The sequence below is a fragment of the Corallococcus sp. CA049B genome (genome assembly GCF_003611685.1).
In the GTDB taxonomy this organism is placed as follows: domain Bacteria; phylum Myxococcota; class Myxococcia; order Myxococcales; family Myxococcaceae; genus Corallococcus; species Corallococcus coralloides.
Genome location: NZ_RAWC01000242.1, coordinates 1 through 13,760 on the forward strand (window position 1 = coordinate 1; position 13,760 = coordinate 13,760).

Here is a 13,760-nt window from a genome sequence, read left to right on the forward strand (position 1 = left end):
CTGCGGGTGGGGGTCCGCGCCGCCGGGCTGACGAAGTCCGGCTGGGATGACGAGCTGCTCGCCGCCGGGAAGGGGAGCATCCGCTTCGTGCTGGCGGGCGTGCTGGTGGCGGCGGGGGCGCGGTTCCTCAAGCTGCCCCCGCCGGCGCAGGAGACGGTGGACCTGGCGGCGCGCTCGGTGGTCATCGTGGCGGTGGCGCTGTTCGTGCTGCGCTTCCTCACCCGGGCCGCGCGCTTCCTGGAGGCCAAGGTCGCGCAGTCGCCGGAGGGCACGGACGTGGCGCGGGTGCGCGGCCTGCGCACGCAGCTGGCCATCCTGCGGCGCGTGGTGGAGGTGGCGGTGGTGCTGGTGGCCGCGTCGCTCCTGCTCCTCCAGTTCGAGGCGGTGCGCAACGTGGGCGTGTCGCTGCTGGCGTCCGCGGGCATCGCGGGCCTGGCCATTGGCCTCGCCGCGCAGAAGTCGCTGTCCACGCTGTTCGCGGGCATCCAGCTGTCCATCACGCAGCCCATGCGCATTGGCGACACGGTCATCATCGAGAACGAGTGGGGGTGGATCGAGGAGATCACCCTCACCTACGTCGTCGTGAAGGTGTGGGACCTGCGCCGGCTGGTCATCCCCATCACGCAGTTCCTGGAGAAGCCGTTCCAGAACTGGAGCAAGGTGTCGCCGGACATCCTGGGCACGGCGGAGTTCTACGTGGACTTCCGCACGGACGTGGCCGCGGTGCGCGCGGAGCTCAAGCGCATCCTGGAGCACGAGTCGCAGGGGCTGTGGGACGGCAAGGCCCAGGGGCTCCAGGTGACGGACCTGAGCGAGCGGACCATGAAGTTGCGCGCGCTGGTGAGCTGCTCGGACTCGGGCAAGGCGTGGGACCTGCGCTGCCTGGTGCGCGAGAAGCTGGTGGCCTACCTCCAGGCCCAGCCGCACGGACTGCCGCTCGTGCGCGCGGAGGCCACGCCCCTGTCCCTCCCGGAGGAGAAGGCCGTGGGACCGGCGCTGCTCGCCGCTCGCGCGGGCAACAGCTGAAGCTTCAGTGCCAGGTGCCCACGGAGAGCCGGCGCTCCTCCGCGATGGGCTGGAGCCGCTCGCGCAGCTGTTCGCGCACCTGGTGGAGCCACCAGCCCACCGTGCCCGTGGAGCGGCCCACCTGGGCGCCGATGCTCACGTAGGAGCGCCCCTGCGCGCGCAGGTGGAACACCTCCCGCTGCTGCGGCGGGAGGCGCTCCACCGCTTCGCGCAGGTCCTTCTCCTGGATGAAGGTCCAGAGCTCGCCGCCCTCGGACTCCTCGGGGTCATCCGCCAGCACCGTCACCCAGCCCGCGTTCACCGCCTTGCGCTGCTCCGCGCGGTGGTGGCGCAGCAGGCTGATGGCCCGCGTGTTGATGACCCGCCCCGTCCACGCCCGGAAGGCCTCCGGCCCCTGGAGGTGCAGCCGCTCCTTCCACGCCTCGTCCAGCGCGTGCTGCACCAGGTCCTCCGCGTCCGCCGTGTTCCCCAGGATGCGCTGGGCGTGCTTCAAGAGCCCTGAACGGAATTGAATGACCAGCGCCGCGAACGTCTGCATCTCATTGTCAGCCATGGAAGTGCCCCCCGAGCTCCGTTTCCGTGCAGGGCCATCATGACAAAGCCATTCAAGCCGGACAGAGCAAACTATCCATGAATTACCCAGAGTGTCTGGAAATCCTATCCCACCCGGCGATTTCCGCCTCCACCGTCGCGAATGCATCCAGTGTCTGTCTTTTGGATGTCCATCCAGGGCAGGTGCACATGGGTTTCCGACAGCAGCGCGCCGGGATGATCAGCCGTCGTCATCCCGCGCGGAGACTCACGACGACGGCCCTCCGGGGCGATTGACCCTGGGGCAAAACGCCCCGGTGTGGCGAGGCCCCCGGGCGGATGGGGCAGAACGCCCCGGCCCGATGCATGAAACACAGGTGAAAACACGGCAGGGTTCTTGCTGACACGCCCTCCATGCTCGAACCACGGCGCCCGGAGTCGGCCGTCCGCGACGTGCTTCCCTACCGGAAGCCGAAGCTTGGACGGGACTACTGGATCAAGGACAACGCGCTGCCCAACGCGATGGAGGTCTACGAGCGCAACCTGGCCCGTGAGGACTGGACGATGGGCGCCCCGTGGCGGCCCGAAATCTGGCCCGGCGTCCGCGCTCCCCAGGCGCTCACGCCCGCGGAGCTGGCCCCCATCGAGCAATGGATCTGCGCACAGGCCGGCGTGCGCGCCCTCAAGCAGGAGTCTCCCGCGCAGGGCTCGCTGTCCCACAACCATGTGCAGCTCGTGGGGGAGAAGGAGTCCACCGCGAAGCCGCACGTGGACTCGCTGGCGCTGTGCGACTTCGCGGGCGTCATCTACCTGCACCCGAAGCCGCCCGTGAAGCACGTGGGCACGTCCTTCTACCGGCTGCGCATGCCCGGCGGCGGCCTGGGCGGCAACACCTGCCCCCCCGGCTGCGTCAACCTCACCCAGGCCTTCGGCGTGACGAAGCTGCCCGCCAACGCGTGGGCGCAGGACCTGGAGGTGGAGAACGTCTTCAACCGCCTCATCGTCTACCGGGCCGACTTCGTGCACTCGGCGACCGCGTACTTCGGACAGGGCGACAAGCGCAGCAAGCGCGCCACCGCCCTGTTCTTCTGGAAGGCCGTGCGCTGAAGCCGGCTACGCGAGCATCCGCGCCAGCATGTCCGCGCTGCGCTCGCTGCTGAACTGCTCCTCCACCTTGCGGCGGCCGGCCTCGCCCAGCCGCACCGCTTCGGCGGGGTCCCGCGCCAGCTTCTCCAGCTTCTCCGCCAGCACGGCGGGCGCCTGCGGCGGCACCAGCACGCCGTCCACGCCGTCGTCCACCAGCTCCTTCACGCCGCCCGCGCCCGTCACCACCACCGGCGCGCGCATCGCCATGGCCTCCATGATGGCCACGCCCAGCGGCTCCTGGAGGCTCGCCAGCGCGAAGAGGTGCGAGCGCTGGATGCCGTCCTTCACCACGTCCTCGCTCACCGCGCCCAGGAGCGTCACCGCGTCCGAGAGGCCGTCCTGCGCGAGCTTCGCCTCCAGCACCTTGCGGTACGTGGTGCCGCCCGCCTCGTCCTCGCCCGCGATGGACAGCCGCGCGTCGATGCCCTTCTTGCGCAGCATCCCCACCGCGTCGATGAGGTCCGCGTGCCCCTTGCACGGGTTCAGCCGGCCACACGAGAACAGCCGCAGCGGGCCTTCGCCGGACCACGGCTCGTAGGGCACCGTGCGCTGGAAGCGCGACAGCTCCACGCCCATGGGCGCCAGCTCGATGCGGTCCGGCAGGCTCCCCGCCAGCTCCTGGCGCACTTCGGCCAGCAGCTTCTTCGTGATGACGAAGGCGAACTTCGCGTGCCGCCACTTCTCCCGCTGGTTCGGCCCGTAGTCGTCCAGCGGCCCGTGCAGCGTCATGCTGTACGTGAGCCCCGACAGCAGGTGCGCGAACATGGCCACGTGCGCCGCGTTGGCGCAGGAGTGCACGTGCACGTGCGTCCAGCCGCGCTCGCGCGCCAGCGACGCCAGCCGGCCGCCCATCACCGCGAACGCCACCAGCTGCGCGCGGCCCTTCGCGTCCAGGCCCTCCGCGCGGGCGATGGAGGCCAGCACCCGCGCCCAGCCCGTGGGCATGGCCCGGGCAATCTCCAGCGCGGCCATCGCCACGCCCAGGGGCGGCGGCGGCGCCAGGTACTCCGTGCGCGACATGGCCTCGCGTGCCCAGCTGTGGCTGATGATGCGCGCGGGCGGCGGACGGGTGGACACCAGCTCCGGCGACACGCCCTTCCCCGGCAGCGCCTGCAGCTCGCGCCAGAAGAAGATGTGGGTCTGTCCGGGGAACTCGGGAATCAGGTAGCCGATCTTCTGCACGCCTCTTCCATAACATGCCGCGTCCCCCACGCCCCCCGGGCTCCGGCGGCTGAGCCGCGGGCCTCCCCTCGCCGCGCTGGAGACTCGGGGGGTGTCAGCCGTGACAGCAGACCGGTGGCGCGCTCCTTCGCCTGCCCGCCCGCCCGGGTCGTTGGGTGATGACGCCTCATTGCGTTATACCGTGCGCGCTCCCATGTCCGCCGATTCGAGCCCCCCGACGCCCGCCGAGGAGACCCCGCCCGCCAGCGCCGTGCCCTCGCCGGAGCTGTCCCGGCTGTGGTTCGCGCTGGACCGCCGCGCCTGGAGCTACCTGGTCGTCGTCCCCGCCCATCCCGGTGCCCCCGCGCAGGACGCGGCCCAGGCCTTGATGGACGCCGGTGCGCCCTACCCGGAGCCGCCCCTGCGCCTGGTGGACGCCACCGGCATCGAGCCCGCCGGCGCACCGCGCATGGTCCAGGAGGTGCGCCGCCGCGTGGAGCAGGGCGAGCGCGTGGTCGTGGTCATCGACTCGCTCATCACCCACCCGGCGAGCCTCCCGCTGGCCCTGGCCGCGGACACCGCCCTGCTGGTCGTCACCCTGGGCGAGACGGACTTCGGCTCCGCGCAGAAGACCCTCGCCCTGGTGGGCGAGGACCGCTTCGCCGGCAGCGTCACCTTCCCGCGTCCCACGAAGAAGCAGAAGCGCGCCGACGCGGCCAAGAAGAAGAAGCCATGAGCCCTTCCGACTCCCCCGCTGCTCCGGCCCCCCGGCTCAGCGTCGTCATCGCCACGTACAACCGGCTGCCCCTCATCACCCGTCTGCTCCAGCAGCTGGCCGGACAGACGCTGCCGCCCGAGGACTTCGAGGTGGTGGTGGTGGACGACGGCTCCGCCTCCGACGTGAAGGGCCCGCTGTCCGCGCTCAAGCTGCCCTACACCCTGCGCGTGGAGGTGCAGCAGAACGCGGGCGCCGCCGCCGCGCGGCACCGGGGCGTGCTGGCCGCCCGGGGCGCCACGGTGCTCGTCACGGATGACGACATGCAGGTGGCCTCCGACTTCCTCGCGCGCCACCTGGCCCACCATCCGCCCGGCTCGCGCAACGTGGTGCTGGGCCGCATCCGGCCGGATCCCGAAATCGGGGAGATGCCCCTCTTCGAGCGCTGGTACGCGCACCTCAACAACCGCATGGCGGAGGAGCTCTCCGTCCCCGGCACGAAGGCGCACGGCAACCACCTCTACACGGGCAACGTGTCCTTCCCCCGCGCGGACTACGTGGGCGTGGGCGGCTTCGACAAGACGCTGGGCCAGTCGGAGGACGTGGAGCTGGGCGTGCGCCTGGAGAAGGCCGGCTGCGCGTTCCTCTTCGCGCCGGACGCGTACGTGCTGCACGGCAGCGACCACGTCAGCTTCGAGAAGTGGATCCGCCGCGCCCACCGCTACGGCATGTTCGACACCCACGTCTCCGTGAAGCACCCGGACGTGAAGGGCGTGAACCCCTGGCGCCTCTTCTTCGAGACGAACCTGCTCTCGCGCCCGCTGCTCGCCTCCGCGGTGGTGGCCCCCGAGGCGTCCCGCAAGCTGACGGAGGCCGTGGTGAAGGCCTCCACCGTGGCGGACAAGCTGGGGCTCACGGGCGCCGCGTTCGCGGGCACCTCCGTGGCGTACGGCATGGAGTACCTGCGCGGTGCCCGCACGGAGGCCGGCGGCTGGGTGGGCGTGGCCAAGGGCGTCGCGCGCTACCTGCAGGGCCGGGGAAATCCCCAAGGATGAAAGCCATGTTCGGAGCCCTCATCTCGGACGCGTTGGAGATGGCCAAGGCGGCCACCGGAGCGTCGGACGCGAAGTCCATCGCCAAGGTGGTGCTGACCAGCGACTCGTACCGCATCACCGCGCTCAACCGCGCGCGTGAGGCGGCGCTGGCCTTCCACATCCCGCTGGTGAACCACGTGCTGCGCGTGGCCCAGACAGCGGTGATGGGCATCGAAATCGGCAAGGACGTGACGCTGGGCAAGGGCGTGTACTTCGTGCACAGCCTGGGCGTCGTCATCGGCGGGGACGCGCGCATCGGCGACCGCGTGCGCTTCTACGGCAACAACACCGTGGGCACCGCCAAGGACAACGGCTACCCCACCATCGAGGACGACGTCTGGATTGGCGCGGGCGCCCGCATCCTGGGGCCCGTGCGCATTGGCGCGCGGTCGCGCATTGGCGCGAACGCCGTGGTGCTCCAGGACGTGCCGCCGGACAGCGTGGCGGTGGGCATCCCCGCGCGCATCTTCCCGCGCAAGGACCTGGACGAGGTCCCGCTGTAACCGTCGTGCCGTCGTTTGTTGATCCGCTGTTGCCGGGTTCGTTCCGGGGGATGCGTTGAGGAAGGTCATGGCAGAGACGAAGCACGGACGGTGGAAGCGGACCGTCATCCTCACCTGCGCGGTGCTGGGCGGCGGCGCGGGCGTGGCCATGGCGCAGCAGAACGCCGCGAAGGACGCGCCCCCTGCACAGCAGCCCGCCGCCACGGACGCGGTGGCCGTGTACGACGGGGGCATCCAGGCCGGATGGAAGGACATCGGCTGGGCGCCTCGCGAGCTGCCGAAGGGCGCTCCCGCGCGGCTGCGGATGTTCAACTACGGCGGGTGGATCCTCTACCGGCCCAAGCTCCAGGGCGCGTACGGCGCGCTGACGTTCCGCTTCACCGCCCCGGAGTCCTACGGCGAGTTCCTGGACGTGCGCCTGGACGCGCCCGGCGCCGCGACGTTCCCGCACGTGCGGATCAGCCCGGAGTTCATCGTCAAGAAGGACCGCGAGTGGGCGGAGGTCGTCGTGCCCATGGAGGTCCTCAACCCGCGCAGTGAGCCCTTCGACCGCCTGGTGCTGCGCGCGTCGAAGGAGGTGGGCCGGGATTGGGTGCTCTTCGACAAGGTGGCCCTGGTGCCGCTGTCGCCGGACGTGGCCGCCGCGCGCGCGGCCGGCGGTGGACGCATGGGCCGGGGCGACGGCCGCGAGTCGAAGATGATCATCGACTGCACCGCCCCGACCAAGCCCATCAGCCCGCTCATCTACGGCATCGCGCTGGACGGCAACAAGGAGACGACGGACACGCACCAGTGGAAGCTGGGCGCCACCATCCGCCGCTGGGGCGGCAACCCCACGTCCCGCTACAACTGGAAGCTGGGCCGCGCGTGGAACACCGGCAACGACTGGTACTTCCGCAACGTGGAGCTGGGCTTCGGCGCGGATGACTTCCTGGAGTCCAACCGGAAGAACAACGTCCAGTCCGCGCTCACGCTGCCGCTGATTGGCTGGGTGGCCAAGGACACGTCCTCCGTGGGCTTCCCGGTGTCCACCTTCGGCCCGCAGCAGGCCCAGGACGACACGGAGCCCGCGGGCGGCAACGGCGTGCGCCGCGACGGCACCCCCCTGGTCCCCGCCGCGCCGACGACGACCAGCGTGCAGGCCCCTCCGGAGTTCATCTCCGAGTGGGTGAAGTCGCTCAAGGCCGCGAAGCGCGGCGTGAACATGTACATCCTGGACAACGAGCCCGCCCTCTGGAGCTCCACGCACCGGGACGTGCACCCCGACCCGCTCACCTACGACGAGCTGCTCAAGCGCACCATCGAGTACGGCACCGCCGTGCGGAAGGCGGACCCTGAAGCGGTCATCGCCGGCCCCGCGGAGTGGGGCTGGACGAACTACTTCTGGTCCGCCGCGGACTTCGCCCCCGGCCGCCCGCCGTACACCGACCGCCGCGCGCACGGCGACGTGCCCCTGTTACCCTGGTACCTGCGCGAGCTGCGCGACCACGAGAAGAAGACCGGCGTGCGGCTCTTGGACGTGGTGGACGTGCACTTCTACCCGCAGAGCAACGTGGGCCTGGGCCTGGAGGGCGCCACCGACCCCGACACCAACGCGCGGCGGATCCGCTCCACCCGCGCGCTGTGGGATCCGACCTACAAGGACGAGTCCTGGATCGCCGAGCCCATCCAGCTGATCCCTCGCGTGAAGCAGTGGATCGCGGAGAACTACCCCGGCCGGGGCATGTCCATTGGCGAGTACAACTTCGGCGCCATGAAGCACATGAGCGGGGGACTCGCGCAGGCGGAGGCCCTGGGCCGCTTCGGGCAGCAGGGGCTCACGTCCGCGTTCTTCTGGCAGTACCCCGCGGAGAACAGCCCCACGTTCTGGGCGTTCCGCGCGTACCGCGACTTCGACGGGCGGGGCGGCCGCTTCCAGGACCACGGCCTGTCCACCACCGCGGCGGAGGGCACCAGCCTCTTCGCGTCCCGCGACGCGTCCGGCAAGAAGCTCACTGCCGTATTGCTCAACTTCGACCCCGAGCAGGCCGCCCAGGCGCAGCTGGAGTTCAAGGGCTGCGGCTCGCTCAACACCGTGCGCGTCATGGGGTACTCGGGCGCGCCGGGCGGTTTCACCGAACAGGCCACCGGCACCAAGGCCGAGCAGGCCCTTTCGCAGCGCCTTCCCCCCTACTCCATCACCGTGCTGGACCTCACGGTGAAGTGAAGACGACGCCTTGACCACCGCACACGCCCCCGCCACCTCTCCCCGCCCGCGCCTGAACATCGGCCAGCTCACCATCGACCAGCTCACCTTCCCGGAGGCCATCACGGCCATTGGCGAGCTGGTGGACGCGCACCAGGGCGGCTACGTCTTCACCGCCAACGTGGACCACGTCGTCCTGGCGGAGACGAACACGCGCTTCCGCGACGCGTACGCCAAGGCCACCATCTCCGTGGTGGACGGCATGCCCATCGTCTGGGCGTCGCGCATGCTGGACGTGTCCCTGCCGGAGCGCATCGCCGGCTCCGACCTCATCCTCCCGCTGGTGAAGCTGGGCGCCGAGCGCAAGTGGCGCATCTTCCTCTTGGGCGCGGGCCCCGGCGTCGCGGAGAAGGTGGGCAAGCAGTTCCAGGCGCAGTACCCCGGCATCGAGGTCGTGGGCTGGGACTCGCCCATGGTGAACCTGGACGCGGGCGACGCGCAGAACGACCCCATCGTCGCGCGCATCCGGGAGAAGGATCCGCACCTGCTCTTCGTCGCGCTGGGCAGCCCCAAGCAGGAGGTCTGGATTTCACAGGTGGCCCAGAAGCTGGGGCCCACGGTGGCCATCGGCATTGGCGCGGGGTTCGACTTCATCGCCGGCACCGCCAAGCGCGCCCCGGAGTGGATCGCCAAGGCCGGCTTCGAGTGGCTCTACCGCCTCACCCACGAGCCCAAGCGCCTGTGGCGCCGGTACATCCTCAATGACTCCCAGTTCGGCGTGATTCTCCTGCGCGAGCTGTGGAAGCGCACCCGGGGTTCACAGGAAAGCTGAGTCCCCAGGGACTCGCGCGACTGGCCGTAGGTCCTTGATTTCTAAGGCTCGGGCGCTTTTCCCCTCCCTGGACAGTTACAGCCAAACTTGAGTATTCTTGCCCCGCACGCCTTTCGCGGGGTGCACGGGCCACGGTGCCTGAGCCTCGCGTCCGGGTGTGCCCACCCGCAGGCCCCTGGACGTGCCCTCATGTCATCAGCCGTATCCCGTTCGTCGCCCCGTTGGGCGGCGCGACTCGTCGTATTCGCGGCGTTGTTGTTGTCCGCCTTCAGCGTGCCGGCCGCCGCCGCCACCAACACGGAGGCCACGCAGAAGGCCATCCAGTTCCTGAGCGCGGACGTGGCCAACTGGACCACGTCGCAGAACTGCATCGCGTGCCACCGCCAGGGCGCGGCGGTGTTCGGCCTGTCGAGCGCCAAGGCCAATGGCTACAACATGGCGCAGGCCACCTCCAACGGCCGCACCATCCAGGGCAACCTGGACCTGCTGGGCTCGCGCATCAAGACGGACCAGAAGCCCGCGGGCAACTGGCTGCACGAGGGCACGCTGTACCCCAACGAGAAGACGAGCTGGGCGTCGTTCGGCCTGGCGGGCTTCGACCAGTACGTGTCCACGCAGTACAGCAGCGCGCTGGTGATGGCGGCCAACTGGGCCGTGAGCGTGCAGCAGGCCAGCGGCCGGTGGCCGGAGGACCACATCAACTTCCCGGTGGACCACGGCAGCGTGCCGCTGACGGCGCGCTTCCTGGTGACGCTGTCGCAGGCGAAGCAGCGCGTGGACCCGGCGAAGGCGGCGCAGTACCAGGCGGCCATCGACAAGGCGGCCGCGTACCTGCGCGCGAACCTCAACAACAACGACACGTCCGGCGCGGGCGACGGCATGCCGTACACGTTCCAGAAGTCGTGGGCCATCGTGGGCCTGAAGGCCGCGGGCCCGGGCCTGAACGACGTGAACGCCAACGCCATCCAGACGCTGGCCAACCAGCTCATCGCGATGCCGGCGGTGAGCGGCAAGGGCTGGGGCAACCTGCCCTCGGACGCGTCCAACGACTTCGCCACGGGCATTGGCGTGTACGCGCTGTGCCTGGCGGGCAAGGAGCCGGCGAGCAACGCGCGCCTGTTCAACGCGATTGAGTGGCTGAAGTCCCGCCAGGCGGCGGACGGCAGCTGGGGTTCTGGCACGGCGACGCCGGACATCCCGACGACGTTCGCGTCGCTGGGCCTGGCGTGCTTCGGCGACTTCAGCGTGGAGGTGTCCGTGGTGGGCGAGGACACGAAGATGTTCCCCATCTACGACCCGGCCGCGCAGGAGACGACCTACACGTTCAAGGTGAAGAACCACGGCTACCAGGCGGACACGTACACGCTGAGCGCCGCGGGCGGCCTGCCGGGCTGGACGGCCACGCTGAGCCGGCCCACGGTGTTCCTGGCCTCCGGCGCGGAGTCCACGGTGACGCTGACGGTGCGCGCTCCGGCGAACCTGCTGCCGTCGCTCCTGTCGGAGGTCACGGTGACGGCGGCCTCGGGTGGCGCGCCGGGCGTGTCCGCCTCGGCTCGCGCGAGGACGTATACGCCTCCGCCTCCTCCGGTGACGGGCCTGGCGACGACGACGGCCATCGTCACTCCGGCGGCGAACGCGAGCGTGACCATTGGCCAGGCGACGCTGCTGTCCGCGCGGGTGCGCAACGCGTCCACCAACGCGGTGGTGACGGGTCCGCTGAAGGGCGTGGTGACCTTCTTCGTGGCGGGCGTGGCGATTGGCGCGGATGACGACGCGGACGGCGACGGCGTGTTCTCCCTGCCGTGGAGCATCGCGACGGACTCGTGGACGGCCACGGGCGCGCAGGACTACCGCGCGGTGTACTCCGGCGTGACGCTGCAGCCGAACAGCCAGAACCTGCTGGGCAGCACGGCGGCGCAGACGCTGAACATCAATGCCTATCCGTTCACGCCGCCGGAGGTCATCATGGGCAACCAGCCCGCGTTCCTCCGCGAGACGACGCTGAACGCGTGGGGCTTCGTGAAGCCGGCCACCAACGGCGCGGTCATCACCTACGCGGCCTTCATCGTGAACGGCGGCGCCCCGGTGGTGGTGAACCCCGAGCTGAGCGGCGGTCTGGTCTACATGCCGGTGGAGCTGGTGGAGGGGCCGAACATCATCCAGCTCACGGGCCGCGACAACCTGGGCGGCGTCACCACGAAGCAGATCAACCTGACGGTGGACCGCGTGCCGCCGGTCATCACCATCCAGTCGCCGGTGAACGGCCAGGTGGTGGGTGGGCTGGTGGACGTCATCAGCCAGATTGACGAGCAGACGCCGACGCGCGTGCAGACGCAGTGGGTGAACACCACGCTGCTGGAGTTCGGCACCGGTTCGGTGACGCACCCGGTGAGCCTGCCGAACTTCGGCGAGCAGGGCATCCTGGTGCGCGCCACGGACTCCGCGAACAACGTGACGGAGGCCGTGGTGCACGTGTTCGTGGACTCCGGCACGCCCACGGTGACGACGGACCCTGCGGACGGGGCCACGTTCGGGCCTCGCGCGAACAATGCGCTGCCGTATGTGATTCGCGTGTCTTCCGTGTCCGCGACGACGGTGAAGCTGGGCGCGCAGCAGTTCCAGCTGCCGCGCGGCGGCGGTGAAATCCAGACGTCGGTGACGCTGGCGTCAGGCGTGAACACGCTGACCATCGACGCGACGAACGAGGCGGGCCGCACGACGCGCGTGACGCGCACGGTGCGCTACGACACGCAGGCGCCCACGGCGACGCTGCTGACGCCGGCCCCGGGCAGCACGGTGGGCGGCGTGGTGACGCTGACGGCGCGGGTGACGGATGCGCTGAGCAGCATCAAGAACGTGGCGTTCACGCGGGACGGGTCGGGCATCCGCGCCGGCACGCTCCAGTCGAACGGCAACTGGACCGCGGAGCTGGACACGCGCGAGCTGCTGGACGGCACGCACACGGTGGACGTGTGGATGACGGACGCGGTGGACAACTTCGTCATCCAGAGCTTCAGCTTCACGGTGAAGAACAACTAGCCGTCTGTCATTGACGGCGGTGCCCCTTCGGGGCGGGAGGTCCTCACGGGCCTTCCGCCCCGTTGTCTTTGGGGGCGCATGCTTGTCGCCATGACTGCGCACAGGGCCGGCGTGTGGATGTTGTTGTTCGTGCTGCTCACGGGCTGCGCCAGCGGGCCCACGGTGCGGCTGCGCACGGAGCGGGGGACCCGGACGTATGCGCCAGCCACGTGGGACCGGAGGGTGCCGGTCAGTGCTCGGGAGTTCGAAGCGGCGCTGACGCGGTTGGTGTTGGAGGTGCCGCTGACGGTGCGCTCACCCAGGGTGGTGCGCGCGGTCGCGAAGAAGGGGGCGCAGTTGGACCTGGGGCTCGGGTTCATGCTGCGGGACGGGTATGGGCGGTGGTGCCGGGCGCATGAGGCTCCGGGGGACTGTCTGTCCTTGCTGGAGGATGGCGCGGGTTTCGGTGAGTTGGACCGGCTGACGCTCGCGGTGGGCATGTCGCTGGATCCGTTGCGCGCGAGTATTGGAGCCGCGCTGCAGGACACGTTGAATCCGGAGTTCTTCGTGTCCGTGGTTGCGGGAGCGATTGCGTCCTGGGTGGTGTTGGCGGCGGCGCCGGAGCACCGAAGGGCTCCGCGTACCGGCTCAAGAGTGGAGACGACGAGGTCGATTTCGACGGCTACGACCTGATCGACGACTTGCTGCTGGAGGCCAAGGGCCCGGGCTACGCGAAGTTCATCCAGGACAACATGTCGATGAAGGAGTTCTACAAGGGCTTCGACAAGGTGCTTGCCCAAGCCGAGCGGCAGTTCAATGTGGCAGGAGGACGGCGCATCCGCTGGATTGTCGCCGAGGAGCGGTTCGCCACATTCCTTCGGAGTGCATTCGAATCGAACGGCATCCAGATTGAAGTGGCATCCATCGCGCCGATTCGATGAGGCATGCTGGGGCCATGCTGGAGACTCATTACGCAGGTTGCTACTGGCTGGCTCGTCAGGAGCACATTGATGCCTGCGCCCGGCGCTTGGAGTCTTTTCTCGGGAAGATGGGCCCGCTCGAGCCCACCTGGAACCACTGGCATCAGTCCGCGGCAACGTTTGAGAAAGCACGCAAGCGACAGGTTCAGCCGGATGCCGCGACGCTCGCGAAACTCCTCGGTCAGAAGAGCAACCGAATTGGCGACGGCTCCAGGTTCTGGCTCTGGGCCGGGGAGACGCCGGATGAAACCTCGGGCATCAATGGCAGATGTGGCGGATCCTCGATGCACTTGAGTTCCGCCTGCATCCTCCACTCGCTGGGCCAGAGTGAGCTCGCGAAGCGCGTCGTGACCACGCCAGTCATGACCGGCGTGGTGCGCGCCATGGCGCTCGCGTGGGAACCGGAGTTCGCCCTCGCTGCCTCCGACCAGCACCGGCAGCTCCTCATGGCCGGCCAGTTTCCCGAGCCCGGCACCTTCGTCGGCTGGGTCACCTACCTCGTCGGCTTCCGCGGCCCCGTGCCCCCGCTGCCCTCCCCCGTCCAGGTGGCGCACATCCCGGACCGGGGC

General features: G+C 69.9%; 13 protein-coding genes. 11 read left to right on the forward strand and 2 right to left on the reverse strand.

Annotated elements, in window-relative coordinates:
- Positions 1-1,026 (forward strand): mechanosensitive ion channel family protein (locus D7W82_RS33665; RefSeq protein ID WP_120622232.1); only part of this gene is annotated, 1,026 nt, incomplete at its 5' end.
- Positions 1,027-1,030: 4 nt separating this feature from the next.
- Here the strand turns inward: D7W82_RS33665 and D7W82_RS33670 are convergent.
- A complete protein-coding gene (locus D7W82_RS33670) occupies positions 1,031-1,579 on the reverse strand; it encodes an RNA polymerase sigma factor (protein ID WP_158617773.1) in 549 nt (182 codons plus the stop codon).
- Positions 1,580-2,010: 431 nt separating this feature from the next.
- Between D7W82_RS33670 and D7W82_RS33675 the strand changes: the two genes are divergently transcribed.
- Positions 2,011-2,664, forward strand: a complete 654-nt coding sequence (locus tag D7W82_RS33675; protein ID WP_233588096.1) for a DUF6445 family protein — start codon at positions 2,011-2,013, stop codon at positions 2,662-2,664.
- A 6-nt stretch (positions 2,665-2,670) separates the two neighbouring features.
- Here D7W82_RS33675 and epsE read toward each other — a convergent pair whose 3' ends face one another.
- Positions 2,671-3,885 carry an exopolysaccharide biosynthesis GT4 family glycosyltransferase EpsE gene (epsE, locus tag D7W82_RS33680; protein ID WP_120622235.1) on the reverse strand — a complete coding sequence of 405 codons (1,215 nt, stop codon included), beginning with the start codon at positions 3,883-3,885 and terminating at the stop codon, positions 2,671-2,673.
- Between the two features lie 193 nt (positions 3,886-4,078).
- On the opposite strand from epsE, the gene D7W82_RS33685 reads away from it, so the two are divergent.
- The 9 genes from D7W82_RS33685 to D7W82_RS33720 all read left to right on the forward strand — a co-directional run.
- Positions 4,079-4,600 (forward strand): hypothetical protein, encoded by a 522-nt coding sequence (locus D7W82_RS33685; RefSeq protein ID WP_233588097.1) that lies wholly within the window; start codon positions 4,079-4,081, stop codon positions 4,598-4,600.
- Positions 4,597-5,634 carry an exopolysaccharide biosynthesis glycosyltransferase EpsD gene (gene epsD, locus D7W82_RS33690; protein ID WP_120622237.1) on the forward strand — a complete coding sequence of 346 codons (1,038 nt, stop codon included), beginning with the start codon at positions 4,597-4,599 and terminating at the stop codon, positions 5,632-5,634. The genes D7W82_RS33685 and epsD overlap by 4 nt, the downstream gene beginning before the upstream one ends.
- 5 nt (positions 5,635-5,639) lie before the next feature.
- The gene (gene epsC, locus D7W82_RS33695) at positions 5,640-6,176 is read left to right on the forward strand and encodes a serine O-acetyltransferase EpsC (protein WP_171427221.1); all 537 of its coding nucleotides are present in this window, start codon (positions 5,640-5,642) and stop codon (positions 6,174-6,176) included.
- A 67-nt stretch (positions 6,177-6,243) separates the two neighbouring features.
- A complete protein-coding gene (gene epsB / locus D7W82_RS33700; protein ID WP_120622239.1) occupies positions 6,244-8,382 on the forward strand; it encodes a GH44 family glycoside hydrolase EpsB in 2,139 nt (712 codons plus the stop codon).
- Positions 8,383-8,392: 10 nt separating this feature from the next.
- On the forward strand, positions 8,393-9,193 hold the full coding sequence (epsA, locus tag D7W82_RS33705) for an exopolysaccharide biosynthesis glycosyltransferase EpsA (protein WP_120622240.1): 801 nt from the start codon (positions 8,393-8,395) through the stop codon (positions 9,191-9,193).
- Between the two features lie 189 nt (positions 9,194-9,382).
- Positions 9,383-12,232 (forward strand): Ig-like domain-containing protein, encoded by a 2,850-nt coding sequence (locus D7W82_RS33710; RefSeq protein ID WP_199727908.1) that lies wholly within the window; start codon positions 9,383-9,385, stop codon positions 12,230-12,232.
- Between the two features lie 90 nt (positions 12,233-12,322).
- Positions 12,323-12,904: a hypothetical protein gene (locus tag D7W82_RS33715; protein ID WP_233588098.1), complete on the forward strand. Its 582-nt coding sequence runs from the start codon at positions 12,323-12,325 to the stop codon at positions 12,902-12,904.
- On the forward strand, positions 12,808-13,152 hold the full coding sequence (locus D7W82_RS41910; RefSeq protein ID WP_233588100.1) for a Tox-REase-5 domain-containing protein: 345 nt from the start codon (positions 12,808-12,810) through the stop codon (positions 13,150-13,152). Before D7W82_RS33715 ends, D7W82_RS41910 begins: the two co-directional genes overlap by 97 nt.
- A 14-nt stretch (positions 13,153-13,166) precedes the next feature.
- Positions 13,167-13,760 (forward strand): Imm52 family immunity protein (locus D7W82_RS33720; protein ID WP_120622241.1); only part of this gene is annotated, 594 nt, incomplete at its 3' end.